The sequence below is a fragment of the Limnothrix sp. PR1529 genome (genome assembly GCF_002742025.1).
Classification (GTDB): Bacteria; Cyanobacteriota; Cyanobacteriia; order CACIAM-69d; family CACIAM-69d; genus CACIAM-69d.
This window is the reverse complement of record NZ_LIRO01000067.1, coordinates 1-20112: the sequence shown is the minus strand read 5'-3', so window position 1 is coordinate 20112 and position 20112 is coordinate 1. Positions and strand designations below refer to the sequence as shown.

Below are 20112 nucleotides of genomic sequence, written 5' to 3'. Positions count from 1 at the left end.
ACCGTAGGGTAATTGGATTGCTTTCACTATGGACTATAGGTGTAGGTGGGCAATGCCAACCCTACTAGCTCCAAAATTCAACGACAGCCGATTTCACCCGATCACAGAGGACTGTGTAATACATTTCTTGCGTGTTATGGCCGCCCAAGCTTAACTGAAAGACCGGGAATCCCATTCAACGGATCCACGCAGATTTTGTGAAATTACCAAGAACGTGGATGAGTCTAATTCAACAGCATTGTTGAGAAGTCATCGTCTCAACGGATCCACGCAGATTTTGTGAAATTACCAAAAACGTGGATGAGTCTAATTCAACAGCATTGTTGAGAAGTCATCGTCAATGAGTAGCTCAGTCATTGCCAACTAATATTCTCGCCTGAGTTGCTGCTCCCACCGCCACTGCTTCATCTGCCCTCACTGAAGTGGGAATAAAAGATTTTTCCTGAAAAATGCGTTTAGCCATTTCCTTGACTAAGGGCATATAGGTCATACCGCCATCTAAAATCACTTCATCAACGTCAGACGCTGTAATACCTGCATCAAATAAAGCTTTTTGGCAAGGATCGATAGTCTTTTCAATGAGCCGTTGCGCTAGAGATTCTAATTGACTTCTTTTCAGGATATATTCAAAATTTACTGGAGTGCTATCTTTCATTACCAAATACGGAAGATTAATGGCATAGTTCATAGCAATTGATAAAGCTTTTTTAGCTGTTTCAGCTTCCATTTTAATTCTTTGCAGTGCTGACAGCCAAGCTCCCCTATCTACAGCTTTTAAATTAACATTATGGGCATTTTCAATTTTATTAATTAAGAAATTCACAACTGCATCATCAATAGTTTCGCCGCCAAAGTTTGACTCACTTTGGCTAGCTAATACCTCAAAGCCCCCATCAACAATATCCAAAATTGAAATATCGAAAGTTCCCCCACCAAGATGATAAACAGCTATCTTCCCGCACTTCTTGCTTTGCATTCCATGGGCTAGTGCAACCGCAGTGGGATCATCGATCACTCTTAAAACTTCAAGCCCTGCAATTTGCCCCGCATCTTTTATGGCTTGGCGTTGTTGGTCATTAAAATAAGCAGGAACAGTAAGGACAGATTTCGTGACAGCCTCACCAAGATTAATTTCGGCAGCTTCCTTGACTGTCCTTATGAGGTGGGCACAAATTTCTTGTGGAGTAAAAATCTTCCCATTAAACCTTATGGCGGATGCACCATTTCTCTTGCTATCCTCCACTATCGAAAAAGGGACACTGCTTGTTATATCCTGTACTGCTCCGAAACTTCTTCCCATGAGTCTTTTTACGCCATAAAAAGTTCCCTTGGGATTGAGCAAAGCTTGGTTTTTTGCTTTTTGTCCAACCAATACTTCATTTTCTTTAAAAGCAACAATCGACGGAATAATTTTTGCGCCATCTTGATTGACAATGACCACAGGCTGTCCAGTGACTTTATCAATTACTGCGGCACACATGTTCGTTGTGCCTAAGTCAATACCAAGAATATTTTCCGTCATAGCTTTTCTCTTGTTGCGAAAGATGGTTGAGTAGTTGTTGAAAGTACCTAACTATAAATTAGGCAGGTATTTTTCACCATAGTCAGTTGGCTTCAATAATTCTTGGCTGATTTTTATGCAGTGATCACTCAATTATTATTATTTGTCTTTGCGATCAGACGCAGAAAAGTGTAACCATTTATTCGAGAATTTCGGTAATGGCTCCAGAACCAATCGTCCTACCACCTTCACGAATGGCAAAACGCAATCCAACAGTCATAGCAACACCTTTACCTAAATAAATAGTTGCATTAATATTATCTCCAGGCATTACCATTTCAAGGACTTCTTTCTCTTCACTATCACGCAATTCAAATAGCTCACCAGTGACATCTGTAGTCCTAAAATAGAACTGTGGTTTATACTTGGAGTGAAAGGGAGTTTTTCTGCCACCTTCTTCAGATTTTAAAACATAAATTGCAGCTTTGAACTTGGTATGAGCCTTAATACTTCCTGGCTTCGCTAAAACCATTCCGCGCTCAACTTCTTCTTTTTTTGTGCCGCGCAGTAATAAACCAGCCATATCGCCAGCCTCACCACGATCGAGTTGTTTTTTGAACATCTCAACACCAGTAATCGTTGTTTTCAAGACAGTTCTACCCTCTCGTAATCCAACGATTTCAACTTCATCACCGATTTTGATAACGCCCGATTCAATTCTTCCAGTTACAGCAGTTCCACGACCCGTAATAGACATGACATCTTCCACTGGCATCAAAAATGGGGCATCAGTATTTCTGACAGGATCAGGAATTACCGAATCGAGTGCATCCATTAATTTCTCAATAGACGAGATACCATAACCTTTGTCATCTTCCTCACCATTTAGAGCCATCAATGCCGATCCCCGAACAATGGCTGTATTGGCTCCGTCAAATCCATATTTAGTCAATAAAGATCTGATTTCATCTTCAGTCAGTTCAAACATATCTTCATCGTCTACTTGATCACATTTGTTCAAATAAACAATGATGTACGGTACCCCAACCTGACGAGACAGCAAAATATGCTCCCGGGTTTGAGGCATTGGACCATCCGTAGCTGAGACAACCAGAATCGCACCATCCAGTTGCGCCGCCCCAGTAATCATATTTTTCACATAATCTGCATGACCTGGGCAATCAATATGACCATAGTGTCTTCTTTCTGTTTCATATTCAATGTGCGCAGTGTTAATTGTGATACCCCTCTCTCTTTCTTCGGGAGCTTTATCAATTACGCCATAGCTTGTTGCTTTAGCGCGACCTTGCTTAGACAAAACAGTTGTAATAGCAGCCGTTAAGGTTGTCTTACCATGATCAACGTGGCCAATGGTTCCTACATTCAAATGAGGCTTTCCTCTTTTAAAGGTTTTGTCGTAAGTCATAAAATATCTCGCTTCAATCGATTAGAACAGGCAATAGAAGAGACGGCCAACAACTGAAGAGTTATGAAAGCACTACAGTCGTCCAGGCTTCTTGGTAGCGTGCGCCAAACTGGTCTGGCATCTCAGGCGCAAGATAGATCGCTTTTACCGAAACTTTGTCTTGTTTCACCAGAAGCGCCACTCTCAAGGTGTAGGCTTGCCAGAAGCTCAAGCTTATCCATCACCATATTGCTACCTCCAGCAACTCATGTCCTCAATCACGGTGGTCGAGGTGATCGCAACTCCTCAAATAACCCTGTCTAGCCGTTAGCCTGTCGAAGTTTCTGAAGTTGTAAAAATTTACGAACTCGGCAGAATGATCGCCCGTTGTGCCTGCCCTGCCCGATCGCCCCGCGCCGTTAGCTCCACCACCATTCCCGGTTCACCACGCACCAGCCAGACCACCCGCGATCGATCGTCCGTAGGGTCGGCGTGGTCGTAATAGGGCGTAGTTGGTTGGTGCGATCGCCCTGCCAGATGACCCAGGCTCACTTCCGGTTGACCGCTGACCAGCTCCGCACCCGGCGGTAGGACGATCGCCACGACCGAGAGCCAGAGTGCTATCGTAGGCATCGGTTGAGCGTTTCACCGGGCGATCGCAACAGCCCGCCAATTTCCCATGACCGACTGGCTCGAACACAGCGTTCAAGTAGAAGTTCCGGTTCCGATCGAGCATGTGTGGAGCCTTTGGTCTGACCTAGAACAAATGCCCCGCTGGATGAAATGGATTGATTCGGTGCATATTTCCGATGCGGATCCGGAAATTTCCATTTGGCAGTTTGCTTCGGGAAATTTCCGGTTTGATTGGAAGTCGCGGATCGTGCGGCTGGTGGATAACCAAATTATTCAGTGGGAATCGATCGACGGGTTGCCCAACCGGGGAGCTGTGCGGTTTTACGATCGCAAGGGCAGCAGCATCGTGCGCATGAGCATCGCCTACGACATTCCGGGGATCGTTGGGCAGTTGATGGATCGGCTGTTTTTGGGGCGGATTGTGGAATCAACGCTACAAGCGGATTTGGAGCGCTTCCGGGTCTATGCTGAACAGTCCTTGCAACAAACGGGCCCCACTTAAAGCCGTTGTTGGGGCGATCGGGACTGGCGCAACCGGCGTTTGGGGGGCACTGAGCATGGGGCAATCAACGGCTCTAGGTGGCCATGCCCGATCGCACGGTGTTGTTCTGGCGGCTGAGATAGGCCTTCAGGCGCAACAAACTGGTCACATGGCCTAACCGCAAGGGCAAAATCGAGATCCCTTCAACGCGCGATTGCAGCCATCCATCGCCCCAATGCCATTCGTGGTGGCCATCGATCGCCCCGGCCAGAATAAGCGAAAGGCCCCGATCGTTTGCCCATTGAGCATGATGCTGAATTTCCAGGGGCCCCAGCCAACTGGTGTAGGTCGTGCCGGTGACCAGGCGATCGGGCAAATTTGCTGAAAACCGCTGGGGGCCAATCCAATGGGGCCATTCGCTAGGGCGCAGAATGCTATCGCCAATTAGGGTTGCGGAAGCTTCGAGTTCAATGCGCAACTGGGCTTGTTGAAATGTGCCGAACATAGGCTTTGGGGTTCCGTAGGTTGTGCCGTAATTTGGACAGATCCAATGGATACAATGAATTAATAACGCAGGTTAAGAAATGTAAGGGTTTTGTCATGGGCGATCGTCTAATCCGAGCCACTGCCGCCGATGGGGGTATCCGCGCGGTGGGAGCCATCACCACCCGTTTGACCGACGAAGCCCGCGCCAGGCACAACCTATCCTACGTAGCCACCGCTGCATTGGGTCGCACCATGACGGCCGGTTTGCTGCTGGCTGCCAACATGAAGCGCACGGAAGCTCGCGTCAATTTGCGCTTTCGGGGTGATGGGCCCTTGGGCGTGGTGATGGCGGATGCGGGCTGTGATGGCACGGCTCGGGGCTATGTGGGTAATCCTAGTGTGGAGTTGCCACCCAATGCCAAGGGCAAGCTCGATGTGGGCGGGGCGATCGGGAAAGGCTACCTCTACGCTGTGCGTGATTTTGGCTATGGCTATCCCTATTCCAGCACCACGGAAATTGTGTCTGGGGAAGTGGCTGAGGATGTGACGCATTACTTGGCGAATTCTGAACAAACGCCTTCGGCCCTTTCCTTGGGGGTGTTTGTGGAGCCAGACGGGGTAACAGCGGCCGGAGGATTGCTGATTCAGGTCATGCCGCAGGCCTCGATCGAGGATTCGGCCCTGGCGCTGTTGGAAAGCCGCATTGAAGCCCTTCAGGGGTTCACCCCACTCTTGCGGAGCGGCAAGTCTTTGCCCGAGATCCTGCAAGATTTGTTGGGGGACATGGGGTTGGAAATTTTCCCGGAAGTGCAAATGTTGCGATTCCACTGTGGTTGCACCAATGAGCGTGTGCTGCGGGCCCTGAAGACGTTGGGCGAAGATGAACTTCGGGACATGATTGTCAAGGACGGCGGCGCAGAGGCCACCTGCCATTTCTGTAATTCGGTCTATCAAACGGATGTTTCAGGCTTGGAGCAACTGATTCAAGAATTACGGGCCGAGGCGGCGAATTCCTAGATCAACGCCATCGAGGCAACTTTTTTGCGCAGGGGGCTTGCATCTCTCGGAAAATTTGCTAAACTTGGTTTCGCCGCACCACGGCGCGGGGGTTTAGCTCAGTTGGTAGAGCGCCTGCTTTGCAAGCAGGATGTCAGCGGTTCGAGTCCGCTAACCTCCATTTAGATCTCAACAAATTAAGACAACTTAAATCTTGGAAGCCATGGCAGCATTTTTAGCGTGGTCTTCGGGGCTAGCTAGTAGCGCGACAGGCATAATGCATTAGGTCAAAGTTGCAGGGCTAGTCGTGGTAACAAGGGGCTTAAGCCCCTTGCTGCCTAACGATCAGGTGACGGTAACAGTCATATAGTCTGACCCAGTGAATTAAGGCAGCCGCGCTACTAGAGTTTGGTTGATGGCTCTCGCCCTTGATTCCGCTGGGCTGGCTCTAGTGGGCTGTGGCGATCGGTTGGGGGCATGAAACCAGCCCGCAAACCACCGCCATCGATCGGGGCCAGGGGTCAAATTGACCGGCCCCGATCGGGCTAGTTGATCACTGGAACGGTGTTGCTGAGAGAGTTGGGTCTCAACGCGCCGGCCTGGATGTTATTTGCGATTATTTGCGATCGATCCAAACCTTCAGCGCTTCGAGTTGCAAACCATCACCCCGCAGACCGCAGAACTCGCCACCACTCAGCACATTGGAGTTGCCATAGCGGGCAAAGTGTCCTTGGTAGAAGAGTTGATAGCGATCGGCTTCGGGGCCCGTCAGCTCGATCGTGAATCCTTCTAGGCGGCGACTCTCGCGGCGGGATCCGACATATTCCCCTTCACCCACCCAAGCCGTGTCACCGGTGCTTTGCAGGTGACCCATGTAGCGGATGCCCAAACCGGGAATCGGTTGCTTAAAGCGAATTTGCATCCCTTCGATGGCGCGAGATTCGCCGATGGTTCCAGCAAATTCCCGATCGCTGAAGGTGCGATCGCCAATGCCGCCGATGTGTACCATCACTTCCAATGCCACCGTGCCAACTGTCGAAGCCGTGGCCCCAAAAATCACATCGTTGGCTTGCAAAGGCGCGACCGTTTGGGTGTTGGGGGCTTCGCGGGGAGCGGGGGCCGCTTGACCACCTACTTGCAGCTTGCCTCGGGACGCGGCCACGGCCAGCGATCGACCAAAGGAGCGGGCCACGGTATCTTCCAGTTGCACCCAGCGATCGTCATCTAGGCGATCGGCCTCTTCCAACAGGGTCAAAAGGGCACAAAGGGGATGATTGCCCTTCACCAAGGAAATGGCCACCTGGGGCAAATTTGTGGGCACAGCGGTGGCCACTAGGCCGCGCACCTGCCGCGCCTGGGTTTGGCAATCTTCAAGGGCCCCTTGGGCATCGCTGCTGCCGCTGTAGCGAATGGACAGCAGGCGATCGAGCATGGCCAGCGCCTGTTGTTGAACCGCTTCCGGCGATCCAATGGGCATCAAGGAGCGAATAAAGGCTTCCAGTTCCCGCACAGAAACCAAGTTGGCCGGAATGGCTCCCCCTGTTAAACCCGCTTCCTTGGCTAGGGCGATCGCGCGATCGCGCAGGGTTTCAAAAACTTGTTGATAGCGGGCAGCTTCCTGGAGCAGACCGGCGCTGGGTGGCGTACCCAAATTGGTTAACTCACCGGCCGCCAGGGAAAGCCGGGTCCCCAAGCTGTTGTAGCTACTGGCGAGGGCGCTCAACTCTTGCAGCAGGGTGTCGAGGGCGAGCATAGGAAATTCAGTTTGAAGGGATTGAGTTAGTTGAATGGACTCCTGGGCAATGGTTTGGGGTATGCACAATTGGGGTGCGACTGACGATTCGGCATCTGTGATTCATCGTCTGTGATTCAGCATCCGTGATTCAGCATTCGCGAATCTTCGATCCCCAACCCGATCGATCTGATTCGATCAATCAGGCCAATTGTGCTGGATTAACCAAGCCTAGTGGAGCCAACGATAACCATACCACCGGCTCTAATCGGCCAATGAATTAATGAATTTATGAGTTTGTGTATAGGTTTGTGGAAATTGAGTTTGTGGCACTGGGTTGATGGGCGGTAATTGATCCACGGGCGATCGGTTTGCAGTAGAGACGATCGCACCGTGGCGTTTCAACCCCTTGGGTTAATTGATAGCCGCTGGTTTCATACAATTGCACGGCCGTTGCAAGGACGCTGGCGGTTTCCAACCAAGCAATCTGGAAGCCACGCCTAGCCGCAGCTTGCTCCAGTTGTTGCAACAGCCAGCGCCCCAAACCCTGGCCACGGGCCAATGGAAGCAGATACATTTTTCGGATCTCAACCGCGCGATCGCCTCGGTCGATCGGATAGTAGGCTCCAGTGCCTACGAGCTGCGACCCTTGATAGATCACCCAAAATTCTCCCCCGGTCGCAAGATAACAATCTTCCACGGCCAGGACATCTCGATCGGCCCCTGTCGGTTCCCAAGGCAGACCATACTCCGTCAGCACAGTACGGATCACAGTTGCGGCAGCCGCCCGATCGCGAGGTTGCCAATCCTGAATCCGAAACCCCTTAAACACTGCTTCCATGGCATCTAACAGGCAGGATTCCAACCCAAGCGGTTTCCACTAGGCCGCCAAGGGATTAAAAGTCGGCTCCAGGGTTTGTTGTTCCCAAGCGGCCAATGCCGCCGCTTGCGATTCGTAGATGGGAAACACCCGATCGAGCTGAGCAATTTCAAACACCATCCGCACCGGATCCGAGGGTGCACAGAAGAGCAGCGCTCCACCCTGCTGTCGAGCCAATTTGAAACCAGCAATGAATGCCGAAAGACCGGAACTGTCGATTGAACTCACCTGAGATAAATCCAGCAACCAAACCGGGGCGGAAGTGTCCGTAGCGCTAACTTCCTGGGCCAGTTGCTCAAATTGTTGACGCAGATCGGCGCTGCTGTGGGTGTCGCAGCGACCTTGGAGTTCGAGTACATGAGGGCTGTACATCATGGGCACCATAAACCTTCCTAGAGAGCGAGCATTAACAACCGGCTCGGGGCCGGCCCCGTGTTTCGAGCCACGGGTCTATTCTGCTAATTGGAGGAGAGTGGAGGTGCGGCGGCGATCGCCCTAATAGGGTAATCGCGATCGCAAGTTACACGGGGCTAACTGGACTACCAAATGGGGCGCACCCCCGATCGTTGCCCGTTACCAAGGCTATTTTGTCAAGAGAGCGGCCCAACACACCCTGGAAAAGGTTCGGAGATTACGACCTGAGACGGGCGGTGATGGTTCCAGCCGTTGTTCCTCGATCGGGCTGTTGGCTCAGGGAGTCAAGGGGCTGAAACGTTGCGATCGACCCGGTTTTCTGTTGATGAACCCCAGCGTGGCCCCCGGAGCCAGGTTGCGCCCGCCGCTGGGCGATCGGCTAAAGGCGGCAATCACGAAACTGTGCCGGTCAAATCACTCGGATGAAAGTACTCATAAATTTGTTGGGCCAAGCGGGGGCCAACGCCGGGGACTTCCTGTAACTGGGTAGGTGTAGCCTCGCGGATGTAGTCGATCGAGCGGAAGTGGGCTAACAGTTGCTTTTGGCGATGGTGTCCCAAGCCGGGAATCTCTTCGAGGCGCGATCGCCGCATTCGTTCCGTGCGTTTTTGGCGGTGGAAACTGACCGCAAATCGGTGAGCCTCGTCCCGCAAACGGCGCACCAACTGCACCCCCGGCTGCTCTGGATCCGTACGTAGGGGCTGGGATTCTTCGGGCAAAAAGATTTCCTCGTGTTTTTTAGCCAGGCTCACCACCCGCAGCTCATCCAACAAATCCAGATCCCGCAACACGGCAACCACCGCCGACAGTTGCCCCTTGCCTCCATCAATCACAACCAAATCTGGCCAATCTTGGGTTTGACGCTCACGCCCACCCAAAACGCTCAGCGCCGCATTGGGTGCGCTACGGGGTTGGTAATCGCGGAATCGCCGCCGAATGGTTTCCGCCAAGCTGGCGAAGTCATCGGAGTGGCCGGGGCCAATTTCAGGGTTCCGAATTTTGTAATGACGGTAATGTTGCTTGGCAGGCAAGCCATCCACAAACACAACCCGCGAGGCCACCGCATCGGATCCCTGGATGTGGGAAATGTCATAGCACTCAATCCAACGGGGCAGATCGGGCAAGTCCAAGAGATCTGCCAGATCCTGGAGGGCGGCTTGGTTTCGATCACTGCTGCGTTGGGTGCGGGCTAGCTCGTAGTCCGCGTTGCGGGCCACCAGAGCAATCAAGTCCGCTTTCAGTTGCCGTTGAGGGGTTTCGATCGCCACCTTGCGGCCCCGGCGCTCACTCAGCCAGTCCGCTAGCCAAGGCCCGTCGGGCAATTCGTACTGCACCAAAATCTCCGCCGGAATTTCAACGGATTCCACGGTGCTGTAGTGCTCTTCGAGGGCCTGTTGCAAAATTCGCCCCAAAACGCTGGGGGCAATGGCTGGGGCCATAACTGGCGGAATGGCGGATTCGGTTTCGGCAGCAACTTCGGTCGCGGCTGGGGCGATCGCTTCGGTGACAACGGGCGATCGGGACTCGGATGTTATGGGGGCCGTGGTGGTCGGTGCGGGAATTTCCGCCACAAAACCCAACCGTCCCACCAGCCGCCCGGCCCGAATTTGGAACAGTTGAATGCAAGCATGGCGATCGCTGGTGGCCAGGGCGATCGCATCGCGAGAAACCCGATCGTTGGGCAGCTCCACCTTGCGATCGGCCCCCAACTGTTCCAAGCCTCGCAGTCGATCGCGCAACTGAGCAGCCAGCTCAAAATTCAGTTCCTCCGCTGCGGCAATCATCTGCTGCTGGAGTTGCTCCATCAACTCGCCCGATCGTCCCTGAAACACCATGGCCACCTTCTGCACCGTTTGGCGGTAATTCGCTGGTGTAATCAAACCCTGACAAACACCCGGGCAGCGACCAATGTCGTAGTTTAAGCAGGGGCGATCTCGAAACAAGGGCTTTGGCCGTTGCCGCAAAGGAAACAAACGCTTCACCAGCCGCAACGTTTCCCGCAAGGCCCGCGCATCGGTGTAGGGGCCGTAGTAGCGATCGCCGGGTTGGCTCAGCTTGCGTTTGCGGGTAATGAACAGCCGAGGATAATCCTCCGACCAAGTAATGCAGAGATAGGGATATTTCTTGTCATCCTTCAGCAGCGTGTTGAAGTGGGGTTGATGCTGCCGAATCAGGTTAGCCTCCAAGGCTAGGGCTTCCGATTCCGTATCGGTAACGATGAATTCAATCTCCGCCACCTGCCGCACCATCAGTTCCAGGCGCGGACTGTGCAGTTGCTCCCCGATCGGCTTGTTGGACTGACCCTGAAACGGCCGGAAGTAAGAGCGAACCCGCGATCGGAGGCTTTTGGACTTGCCTATATAAAGGATGCGATCGCGATCATCCTTCATGAAATAAACCCCCGGCTCCCGAGGCAACTCGGCCAAGCGGGTCACCAAACGGGGGCGATCGTGAATGAGCAACCGTTGATTAACGCCCATGCTGACCCGAATTTCATCAAAATCATCCCACCCCTGTACAATGCCTCATAACCTGAGCCACGATCTCCACCACCTCTCCCAATTTTCCCGTGAATCTTGGGGAACCCATTGGAGAGCCTAGTCGTCAAGGGCTTCAGCTAGACAGTATCAGTCAACCTAAGGTAAACTTGCGCTGGCTGTACGAGTCTTTTTGGCAGTCTCAGATCAACAGAAAGCTCATAAGCTGCCTGTCACTGGATGCAACGCTGAATTGTCGATCGTTTGGTACAAGCACAGACATACAGCTACAGCAAATTTCAGAGGAGTGGAATAAGTGACTCAGTTCGGCAACAACCTACCCAACTTTTTGATTGGGTCTGGCGTAGATACCCTGATCGGTCTGGGGGATGCTGACTCGCTCGTCAGTAGCACCGCCGGCCGTAACGCAATTTTCGGTAACGCAGGCGCTGACTCGCTGATCAGCCAAGGTGGCGCTGACACCATCTACGGTGGTCAAGGCGCTGACATCATCCGCAGCCGCGGCGGCTCGCTGCTGTACGGCGATCGCGGCAACGACACGATCGTGGGTGAGGCTAGCTCCACTGGCATCATCGGCGGTTCGACTGCTGGTGGCGGTGACACCGTATATGGTGGCGAAGGCGATGACTCGCTGGTTGCTAACTCCGTTGGCCCTTCGTCCCTGTTCGGTAACCAAGGCAACGACGTACTGGTAGCTGGCAATCGGGCCGACACCCTGTACGGTGGTCAAGGCAACGACACCCTGACCTCGACTGTTGGTGGCCTGCTGTACGGCGATCGCGGCAATGACAGCATTGTTCTGAGCGGTTCCGGCGTTGCTGGTGCAACCACGGTTTACGGTGGCGACGGCGACGATGCAATCACCGGTGGTGGCCGTACCCTGCTGTTCGGTAACCAAGGCAACGATACGATCACGGCTGGTGCCGCTGACTCCGTATACGGTGGCTCGGGCGCTGATGTGTTGACCGCTAGCGGCTCGGGTGCCTTCATCTCTGGCGACCTGGGTAACGATATCCTCCGCAACACCGGTGCTAACAACACCCTGGCTGGTGGCGAAGGCGACGACACGATCACCTTTGACGGTGGTGCTGCCTTCTCGACCGCGTCCGGTGGTGGTGGCAAGAACTTCCTGCAAATCCTGCCCACCATCACGGGTTCGGGTAACGTGCTGATTGCCGGCAGCCTGGGTGACACCCTGGTCGGCGCTGGTGCGAACACGATCCAAGGTGGCGCTGGTGATGACTCGCTGGTTTCCCAAGGGTCGAACGTCACCCTGGTGGGCGGCGCTGGTCGCGACACCTTCAACGTGTTGGCCGGTGGCGCAATCTCCGGTTTCAACCCCGGCGAAGGCGACACGATTCTCTCGGGTACTGCTCCCTTTACGATCATTGCTGGCAGCACTGGCTTGTACCTGACCGGTACCCCGAACCGTGACACCCTGACCGGTGGCGCTGGTAACGATACCCTGGAAGGTCTGGGCAATGCTGACATCCTGACCGGTGGTGCAGGCGCTGACGTGTTCCTGTTCAAGGGCGTTGCCATCAGTGATGTGGCTTCAGTCGCCTTCAGCAACAACGTTCTGCAGGTGGGTGGTACCCTTGGAGCTGGTACCCAAGCTGCGGTTGTTCAGGATGTTGTCTATTTCACTAGTCTTCCCAATCCTGCTCATGGGCAGTCTACTGGTGGTAACGCAGCAGGCACAACTGCAACGTACAGCTTTGCCGGCGCTGGTACAGTATCTAGCCTTGGCGGAACCTCTGGTACGTTTATTGCTCCTCCGTATGGTGCTGCGTTGTCTGTAACCTACGGTACGACCGGTGGGGTGGGTACGGTGGTTACTCCCTCCTTTGGTTCATACCAAGCCACAGGCACAACTGCAGTTGTACCTGTATCGGGCTTCGGCTATGCGCTGAGCGGCTTCGACACCATTACAGATTTTGAGACGGGTGTTGATCAAATCCGACTGGAAGGTCGCCTATTCAGTACCGGTGCTAGTTTCCCGAATGCTAATGCGCCTGGTGCGTTCCTCTCAGTTACTTCTATCACTGGGACTAATGTTAGCAACCTTGTCAATAAAACTGAGTTGCTAATCTACGCACAGGATAGTGGAATCCTGTACGGCCGGGCAGTAGCTGGTGGAACTAACACCAACACTGCGGGTACAGGATTGGGGAGTCAGTACGTTTACAGTCCGACCCCGGTTCCTGCGTTCGGTACGCTGGCTTCTCTTAACGGTCCTGGAGATCAGAAGGTTATTATTTCTTCGCCTGGTACCGTTTCCGTGGTTGGTACAAACAGTAACCATGTTGGCACGGTTCAGTACTTCCTTCTGCCTCAGACTCCGATTTCGGGTGTTGCATTCAGTAACTCTGGTACCAACACCGTCAGCAGTGTACTGCCAATCCCATTTGCGCAAGTGCTCAGGGGTGGTGCACCAGTTACTGGTCTGACCTATGGTCGCGATATCGTGATCTTCTAAGGTTTGGTAGATTGACTCTCAAGGCAGAGTTTCGACTCTGCCTTTCCTCCCCAGCTCGGATTCCGGGTCTGGGGAGTTTTTCTTTGGGTGTATAGGGCCGATCGCCCGCTTAAACCGTGTCAGAAGGTAGGCAGCAGTCGTTGGGGAAAATGTTAGAAATTGATCAGAGTTCTGAAATATTTGCAAATTTAGTCAAGCTAGCTATATTTTTGACGCAGTACTTTCCGTAAGTCATTACTATGTCAAATTCGGGATATTAATCAATGGCTGATCAGGGTTAGGTTGTGGTGAAATCCTAATCTCTGATTTAAAAAATGCCAATTTGTCTATGTAAAAAATGATGCTTTTGATTGCGTCCCATTGGTTCTACTCACGGAAATCGGATCGGTTATAAAGGATCTGTAATCAGGACTAAAATGGGTTAATTAGGCTCTTAAAGTCATTAAACCTAGGACAAAATTAATGCCTTTAAGAGAATTTTTGACCGTAAAAACGGGGTCGCCTTGTATTTGTTAATTGAGTTGAGATCTTGCTTGTGTTGAGCATGACCCGACTGGGATGTCAGCGTGGGGTTTATTGATTCGAGTATTGATTTTTAAGGGGCAAACAAGAACGCGGTCATGGTTGATGCGACTGGTGGAGTTGGATTGCTTGCCGTTTTTGATTAGTCAGGAGTGTGAGGCCTGTGGTGGATGGAGATCGATCGAGCCGATATCGATCGCGCTGGTGGTCAGTTCTGGGATGTTTGGTCACAGTCATGGGTTGGGGATGGGTTGAATTATCGGTTTTGGCACAACCATCGGTGAAGTTACCGTCGGTGACTGGGGCGGCCCGTTGGCAACCCGCACCGCCACCGATCGATCAAATGCTGAAAGCACCGGCCACGCCGATCGTGATGGTTTCCCCTAACCGGCGCTACACGATCGAGCTGTTACCGGTGGGGATGGCGGCCCTTGTTGATCTGGCTGCTCCGGCTTTACCCTTGGCCGGTTTGCGCATTAATCCCCAAACGAACGGCCCCTCGCTGGGGACTTACTATCGCGGCATCACCATTACTGAGCTAAGTACAAGACAACGACAGGCGGTATCCTTACCGGCTAACAGTCGCCTCAGTAATCTGCGCTGGTCACGGGACGGCCGATCGCTGGCCCTAACTCAAACAACCGATCGCGGACTGGAATTGTGGGTCATTGATTTGGAAACGGCTAGCCCCCGAATGTTGACGGGGCCAATTTTGAATGGGGCTTACGGGCCGCCCTGCGATTGGTTGCCGGGGACAGAGGGCTTGGTTTGTAAGGTCATTCCTACCGATCGGGGTGCGCCTCCACCCATGCCAGTGCCGCCCGAGGGGCCGATCATTGAGGATCACGACGGACAACGATCGCCCAATCGCACCTACACCAATCTGCTCAACAGCCCCCACGATGAGGCCCTCCTGAGGCATTACCTAAGCGCCACGATCGAGCAGATTGATCTACAGGGTCGTCGCTCATTACTGCTCCCCCCGGATTTGTACGACCACGTTACACCCTCGCCCAACGGTCAACATCTACTGGTCGAAACGGTGGAAACGCCTTTTTCCTATAAGGTACCGATTGATCGTTTTCCCCGTCGCATTGCCTTGCATCACCTCAATCAAGGGCGAAACCAAGGGCGATCGCAGATCTTGACCCGCTTGCCCTTGGCGGATAACTTACCGCTCGGTTTTGATGCTGTGCGACCGGGTAAACGGTTATTTGGGTGGCGAACCGATCGCCCCGCCACGCTCTATTGGGTTGAAGCCCTGGACGGGGGCAATCCAGGACAGGCCGCAACCGATCGGGATGCTCTCTACGTCCAGGAAGCCACTGCCTTGGATCAGCCACCTCAGCGGCTTTGGCAGTCCTCATTTCGGTTTCGCTATGCCTGGTGGGGCAATGGCAACCTGGCCCTGATTGAGGAATTTTGGTTCGATGAACGGCGGGTGCGGTTGTGGCAAGTGGCTCCCGATCGCCCCGGCGCGGCCCCCTTGCTGCGGGGCGATCGCAACTATCAGGATCGATACCGTGACCCCGGCGACCCTTTGATGGCTCAAGGGCCCTATGGCCTCGAAGTGTTGCGGCTGGCGACCGATCAACAATCCCTTTACCTCGTGGGTCAAGGGGCCTCGCCTCAGGGCATCCATCCGTTTTTAGACCGCTGGAACTTGGTAACCAATCAAACGGAGCGGCTGTGGCAGGCCACTGATCCTTACTATGAATATCCGATCGACCTGCTCAGTCAGGGTCAACTGCTTACCCAACGGCAATCCCAGCGCGAGGCTCCCAATTACTTTTTGCGGAACTTAGCCAGTTCCGAAAGCCCAGCCCAGCCCTTGACCCAATTTGCCGATCCCATCCCCGCCTTGGCTGACATTCAGCAAGAGATTGTCTACTACCAGCGGGCTGATGGTGTTCCCCTCTCCGCCACGCTCTATCTGCCTCCCGGTTACGAACGCGATCGGGATGGGCCCTTGCCCATGGTGTTTTGGGTTTATCCCGAAGAATATGCTGATCGAAACACCGCCGGGCAGGTCACCACCTCCGCCAACTTCTTCAGTCGCCCTGAAGCCGATTCACCCCTGTTTCTGTTGGCCTTGGGCTATGGGGTATTGCTCGATCCTAGCCTCCCGATCGTGGGTGAAAACGGCGCAGAACCCAATGACACCTACATTGAGCAACTGATCGCGGGAGCCGAAGCGGCGGTGAACTATGTGGTCGATCGCGGCATTGCCGACCCCAAGCGATTGTTAGTGGGGGGCCATTCCTACGGAGCCTTCACCGTGGCTAACCTGCTGGCCCATACCAATCTCTTCAAGGCCGGGATTGCCCGTAGCGGAGCCTATAACCGTACCCTCACCCCCTTTGGGTTTCAGGGCGAACAACGCACCTACTGGCAAGCCCAAGAAACCTACACCCGTCTGTCTCCCTTCACCTTTGCCGATCGCATTAATGAACCCCTGCTCCTGATTCATGGTCAGCGAGATTCTAATCCTGGTACTTATCCCATTCAAAGTGAACGGATGTATGATGCCATGCGCGGATTAGGGGGAACAGCGCGGCTGGTGCTGCTGCCCTACGAAGACCACGCCTACGAGTCCCAGGAAGCGATCGGTCATGTGTTGTGGGAGATGGCCCGTTGGTGTGATTTGTATATTGGCACTTCCACAGTGCAGCGGCTACGGATGGATTTTCAGCAAGCCCATGCCCATCCCTAGAGCTGTGAGTTTGTCCCGACTGGGCTGGGCAATCCAATCCTGACTCGGCAGTTCTGAATCCCTCTCAACCAGCTAGCTGAACCCCAAGGCTAGAGCACTTGATGGGTGTAGGCATGTTGCTTCACGTTGTCTTCGGGGCGCACCATGCTGTTGGCGTTCAGAACACGCTTGCGATCGACCGAGTGATTCAAATCCGTGCGCCGTTGCCCGATCGGGATGTGTTGTTGGGCGCTGGGTCGGCTGCGGTAGGTGCGAGCCGCCGCGATCGCCCGTGGTTCAAAATCAGCACACCAATGGGATTCGGGCGGGAACCCTTCCGGCAACTGTCCCGCCGCACTGGCAGCCAAAGCCGCTTCGATCGGCAGGGCGATCGCCCACTGATAAGAGGTGGGAATGCCTTGCAAAATCGTTTCTAGGGCTGCTGAAGGAATCGGCTCAATGAGGCTGACTGACTGCAACTCGCCCTCTTCTTTGAGAAAGCAAGTGGCCAAGCCCAAAACCAAATAATCTTGATTGCTTAAGTCGGTGACGTGGGAGGGAAGGCTCATAGAGCAATCAATCAACTTCATGAGTTTTGGTCAGTAACCCAGCTTAAGGCCACGATCATCGCGATCGAATTGGTCTTGCATTACCTCAACTCGTTCTCTCACCAACATTTCAGCCCCTAGATGACCCGCGCATTCGGCCTCTTGGCTTTGGATTTACTTTGGATTTGCACTAAATTTGCACTGGATTTGCTGCGAACCAGTCAGCGTGACATCGTTCTAGGCGATCGCTGCGATTTGCCAGCACAAGACCGTTCCAGGCGATCGCCCCGAATCCAAACCTTCATCGGCATGATGCAGATTTTGCAATTTATGATTTTGCAACTTATACAGAGGCAAGCAACAGAGGCAAACATTACCCAATGGCTTCTACACTCTAAATCAGCCCAAAGTTAGACTTCATCAGTCATTGAGCGACTTTTTTCCTCAGACTTCCTTGGGGTCATGTTAAGTTATTTGCCAACCGGCGGGCCGCATTCTCTCCTCCTGCACCGACGGGCCAGCAACGAGGAAAAGCTGTGAGTCAATCAGATTCGGGATTTACAGATTTACCACCAGCCCCTAGCCAGGGTGGTGAGGGATCGACAGCGACTCCGGCTGATCCATTGCCAACGCTGCCGCCAACGGTTGCCACACCACAACGGGCAGCCTTTCCTTGGCCTCGGTGGTTGCGTTTGCCCTCCCGATCGACCCGCCACCCCTCCGATGGCCGTCCCCGCTCCTTTGGTAAATATTGGGGAATCCTGATTGGGATCAGTTTTTTAGGTGGCAGCACTGCCCTTGGCTGGGCCGGCTGGCGTTCCGTCAAAGCCTTTGAGGATACTCTGCCTTCTGCCCAAGATGTCTTCACGTTTTCCCGCGATGGCACGGTCACGATCATTGCTGCCGATGGCACGATTTTGCAGCAACAGGGGCCAGCAACCCGGGAAAAAACGCCCCTGAAGCGAATTCCCAAAAAGTTGCTCCAGGCGTTTATGGCCGCTGAAGATCGGCGGTTTTATGAGCATGACGGGGTTGATGCGATCGGGATTTTGCGCGCTTCCTGGACCAACCTGCTCGCGGGAGAGGTGGTGGAAGGTGGCAGCACCATCACCCAACAGCTAGCACGGATTGTTTTCCTGAACCAAGAGCGCAGCGCCACCCGCAAACTGCGGGAAGCGCTGTTGGCGGCCAAAATGGAGCGATCGCTCACCAAAGACCAAATCGCCGAAAGCTACCTGAATTTGGTCTATCTCGGCTCCGGAGCCTATGGGGTTTCCGATGCGGCTTGGGTTTACTTTGGCAAAAGCCTCGATCGCCTCACCCTGGCGGAAATGGCAACCCTGGCCTGTTTGGCTCCCGCCCCGAGCTATTTTTCGCCCCTGGTTAACCCGGAAATTACCAAAGAGCGCCGGAACATTGTGCTCGATCGAATGGTGGTGGCCGGTTTCCTGAGCGCGGCTGAAGCTGACGCAGCTCAAAGCGAGCCAATTACCCTCAACCAAAAAATTCCGCGCCGCCTGATCGTCACGGCCCCGCACTTCACGTCCTATATCCTGCAAGAGCTGCCCAAACACCTGCCTTCGGAAGTGATTGAGCGCGGCGGTCTGACCGTTGAAACCACCCTCCGCCCCGACTGGCAAACAGTCGCTACCCGCGCGGTGCAGGAGGCTGTCCAAAAACGCGGTCGATATCAACGATTTTCCCAAGGGGCTTTGGTGGCGATCGACCCGCGCACCGGGGAAATTCGAGCCATGGTGGGCAGCGGAGACACCAATTTCACCGCCAGCCAATTCAACCGCGTCACCCAAGCCAAACGGCAGCCCGGCTCCACCTTCAAAACCTTCGTCTACAGTGCCGCCATTCAAGCGGGGATGTCTCCCTATGCGGGTTATGCGGACGAACCCTATCGCATTGGGGGATACGAACCCAAAAACTTTAGCGGTAAGTTCTCCGGTTGGCAGTCGGCCACTGCGGCCTTGACCAAATCCGTGAACATCATTGCCCTGAAGGTGATGCTGGATGTGGGGCGGGAAAACGTGATTGACCTGGCCCGCAAGATGGGCATTCAGTCAGAGTTAAAGCCCACCTACTCCTTGGCCCTGGGGGCTTCGGAGGTGAATTTGCTGGAACTGACGGCGGCCTATGGCACATTGGCCGCTAAGGGTAAACATTTCCCCACCTACGGCATTCGGCGGATTCGCGATCGCCGAGGTCAGGTGATCTATGAAAATAAAACGGCCCCCGTCGTAGCCTTGAACACCAATGATGCGGCGATCATCAACTGGATGTTGCAGCAGGTGGTGAATGACGGAACTGGGGCCCCCGCAGCCCTGGAAGGCCGCCCGGTGGCGGGTAAAACCGGCACGTCGGATAAGGCGCGGGATCTTTGGTTCATTGGCTTCATTCCGCAATTGGTGACCGGTGTTTGGTTGGGGAATGACAATAACCAACCCACCTATGGAGCCAGTGCGGCGGCGGCGGCCACTTGGAACGACTTCATGAAAGAGGCCGTGAAGGGGTTCAAGGTGGAAACCTTTGACAAGCTGCCGAACCTGTCTGGCCGTCGCTTCCGACCCAAGAAACGGGCTGATCGGGGTTCCCGGGAAGGCCAGGCCGCTTCCGAGGACGATCTGAAGCGTCGTCAACAGGAGGATCGCGAAGAGGAACCCCGGAGCGGCAGTTCATCGGAGCGTTCCCCGCAACCCCGGAGCGGTGAATCGCGATCGGGTCGTGGCGAAGAGAGCCGTGGCGAGGGTGAGCGTCGTTCCCCGCGTTCCAGTGCCCCAAGTCCGGCGGTAGCCCCAGCCCGCTCCGGATCTTCGGAACCGGCCGCCCCAGTTCGCTC

At 54.1% G+C, this 20112-nt stretch carries 14 protein-coding genes and 1 tRNA gene; 6 read left to right on the top strand and 9 right to left on the bottom strand.

Features of this window, described 5'->3' with window-relative positions:
* Positions 1 to 349: 349 nt before the first annotated feature.
* The 3 genes from AMR42_RS10805 to AMR42_RS10795 all read right to left on the bottom strand — a co-directional run bounded on the left by AMR42_RS10805 (position 350) and on the right by AMR42_RS10795 (position 3539).
* Entirely contained in the window at positions 350 to 1522 is a 1173-nt protein-coding gene (locus tag AMR42_RS10805) for an Hsp70 family protein (RefSeq protein WP_099533466.1), read from the bottom strand.
* A 178-nt stretch (positions 1523 to 1700) separates the two neighbouring features.
* Entirely contained in the window at positions 1701 to 2927 is a 1227-nt protein-coding gene (tuf, locus tag AMR42_RS10800; RefSeq protein ID WP_099533465.1) for an elongation factor Tu, read from the bottom strand.
* A 339-nt stretch (positions 2928 to 3266) separates the two neighbouring features.
* Positions 3267 to 3539, bottom strand: coding sequence for a hypothetical protein (locus tag AMR42_RS10795; RefSeq protein WP_143473025.1), 273 nt, complete (start codon positions 3537 to 3539; stop codon positions 3267 to 3269).
* Between the two features lie 46 nt (positions 3540 to 3585).
* Here AMR42_RS10795 and AMR42_RS10790 point away from each other — a divergent pair, with 46 nt between their 5' ends.
* Positions 3586 to 4041 carry an SRPBCC family protein gene (locus AMR42_RS10790; RefSeq protein ID WP_099533463.1) on the top strand — a complete coding sequence of 152 codons (456 nt, stop codon included), beginning with the start codon at positions 3586 to 3588 and terminating at the stop codon, positions 4039 to 4041.
* Between the two features lie 73 nt (positions 4042 to 4114).
* Here AMR42_RS10790 and AMR42_RS10785 read toward each other — a convergent pair whose 3' ends face one another.
* Positions 4115 to 4525, bottom strand: coding sequence for a hypothetical protein (locus AMR42_RS10785; RefSeq protein ID WP_099533462.1), 411 nt, complete (start codon positions 4523 to 4525; stop codon positions 4115 to 4117).
* Positions 4526 to 4620: 95 nt separating this feature from the next.
* Here AMR42_RS10785 and hslO point away from each other — a divergent pair, with 95 nt between their 5' ends.
* Complete coding sequence (gene hslO / locus AMR42_RS10780) at positions 4621 to 5523, top strand: Hsp33 family molecular chaperone HslO (RefSeq protein WP_099533461.1); 903 nt, start codon at positions 4621 to 4623, stop codon at positions 5521 to 5523.
* A gap of 87 nt (positions 5524 to 5610) precedes the next feature.
* Positions 5611 to 5683: transfer RNA gene (locus AMR42_RS10775), tRNA-Ala, on the top strand.
* Between the two features lie 435 nt (positions 5684 to 6118).
* Here AMR42_RS10775 and AMR42_RS10770 read toward each other — a convergent pair.
* The 4 genes from AMR42_RS10770 to uvrC all read right to left on the bottom strand — a co-directional run bounded on the left by AMR42_RS10770 (position 6119) and on the right by uvrC (position 11008).
* Positions 6119 to 7255, bottom strand: a complete 1137-nt coding sequence (locus AMR42_RS10770) for a hypothetical protein (protein ID WP_099533460.1) — start codon at positions 7253 to 7255, stop codon at positions 6119 to 6121.
* Positions 7256 to 7523: 268 nt separating this feature from the next.
* The gene (locus tag AMR42_RS10765; protein WP_099533492.1) at positions 7524 to 8075 is read right to left on the bottom strand and encodes a GNAT family N-acetyltransferase; all 552 of its coding nucleotides are present in this window, start codon (positions 8073 to 8075) and stop codon (positions 7524 to 7526) included.
* Between the two features lie 39 nt (positions 8076 to 8114).
* Positions 8115 to 8498, bottom strand: a complete 384-nt coding sequence (locus tag AMR42_RS10760) for an STAS domain-containing protein (RefSeq protein WP_099533459.1) — start codon at positions 8496 to 8498, stop codon at positions 8115 to 8117.
* 422 nt (positions 8499 to 8920) lie between these two features.
* Positions 8921 to 11008 carry an excinuclease ABC subunit UvrC gene (gene uvrC / locus AMR42_RS10755; RefSeq protein ID WP_099533458.1) on the bottom strand — a complete coding sequence of 696 codons (2088 nt, stop codon included), beginning with the start codon at positions 11006 to 11008 and terminating at the stop codon, positions 8921 to 8923.
* 313 nt (positions 11009 to 11321) lie between these two features.
* Here uvrC and AMR42_RS10745 point away from each other — a divergent pair, with 313 nt between their 5' ends.
* On the top strand, positions 11322 to 13505 hold the full coding sequence (locus AMR42_RS10745) for a calcium-binding protein (protein ID WP_099533456.1): 2184 nt from the start codon (positions 11322 to 11324) through the stop codon (positions 13503 to 13505).
* 685 nt (positions 13506 to 14190) lie between these two features.
* Positions 14191 to 16740, top strand: a complete 2550-nt coding sequence (locus AMR42_RS10740) for a prolyl oligopeptidase family serine peptidase (protein ID WP_234406949.1) — start codon at positions 14191 to 14193, stop codon at positions 16738 to 16740.
* An 89-nt stretch (positions 16741 to 16829) separates the two neighbouring features.
* Here the strand turns inward: AMR42_RS10740 and AMR42_RS10735 are convergent, their stop codons facing one another.
* Positions 16830 to 17288 (bottom strand): hypothetical protein, encoded by a 459-nt coding sequence (locus AMR42_RS10735; RefSeq protein ID WP_199291368.1) that lies wholly within the window; start codon positions 17286 to 17288, stop codon positions 16830 to 16832.
* Positions 17289 to 17803: 515 nt separating this feature from the next.
* Between AMR42_RS10735 and AMR42_RS10725 the strand changes: the two genes are divergently transcribed.
* On the top strand, positions 17804 to 20112 hold a 2309-nt coding region (locus tag AMR42_RS10725), incomplete at its 3' end, for a transglycosylase domain-containing protein (RefSeq protein WP_234406948.1).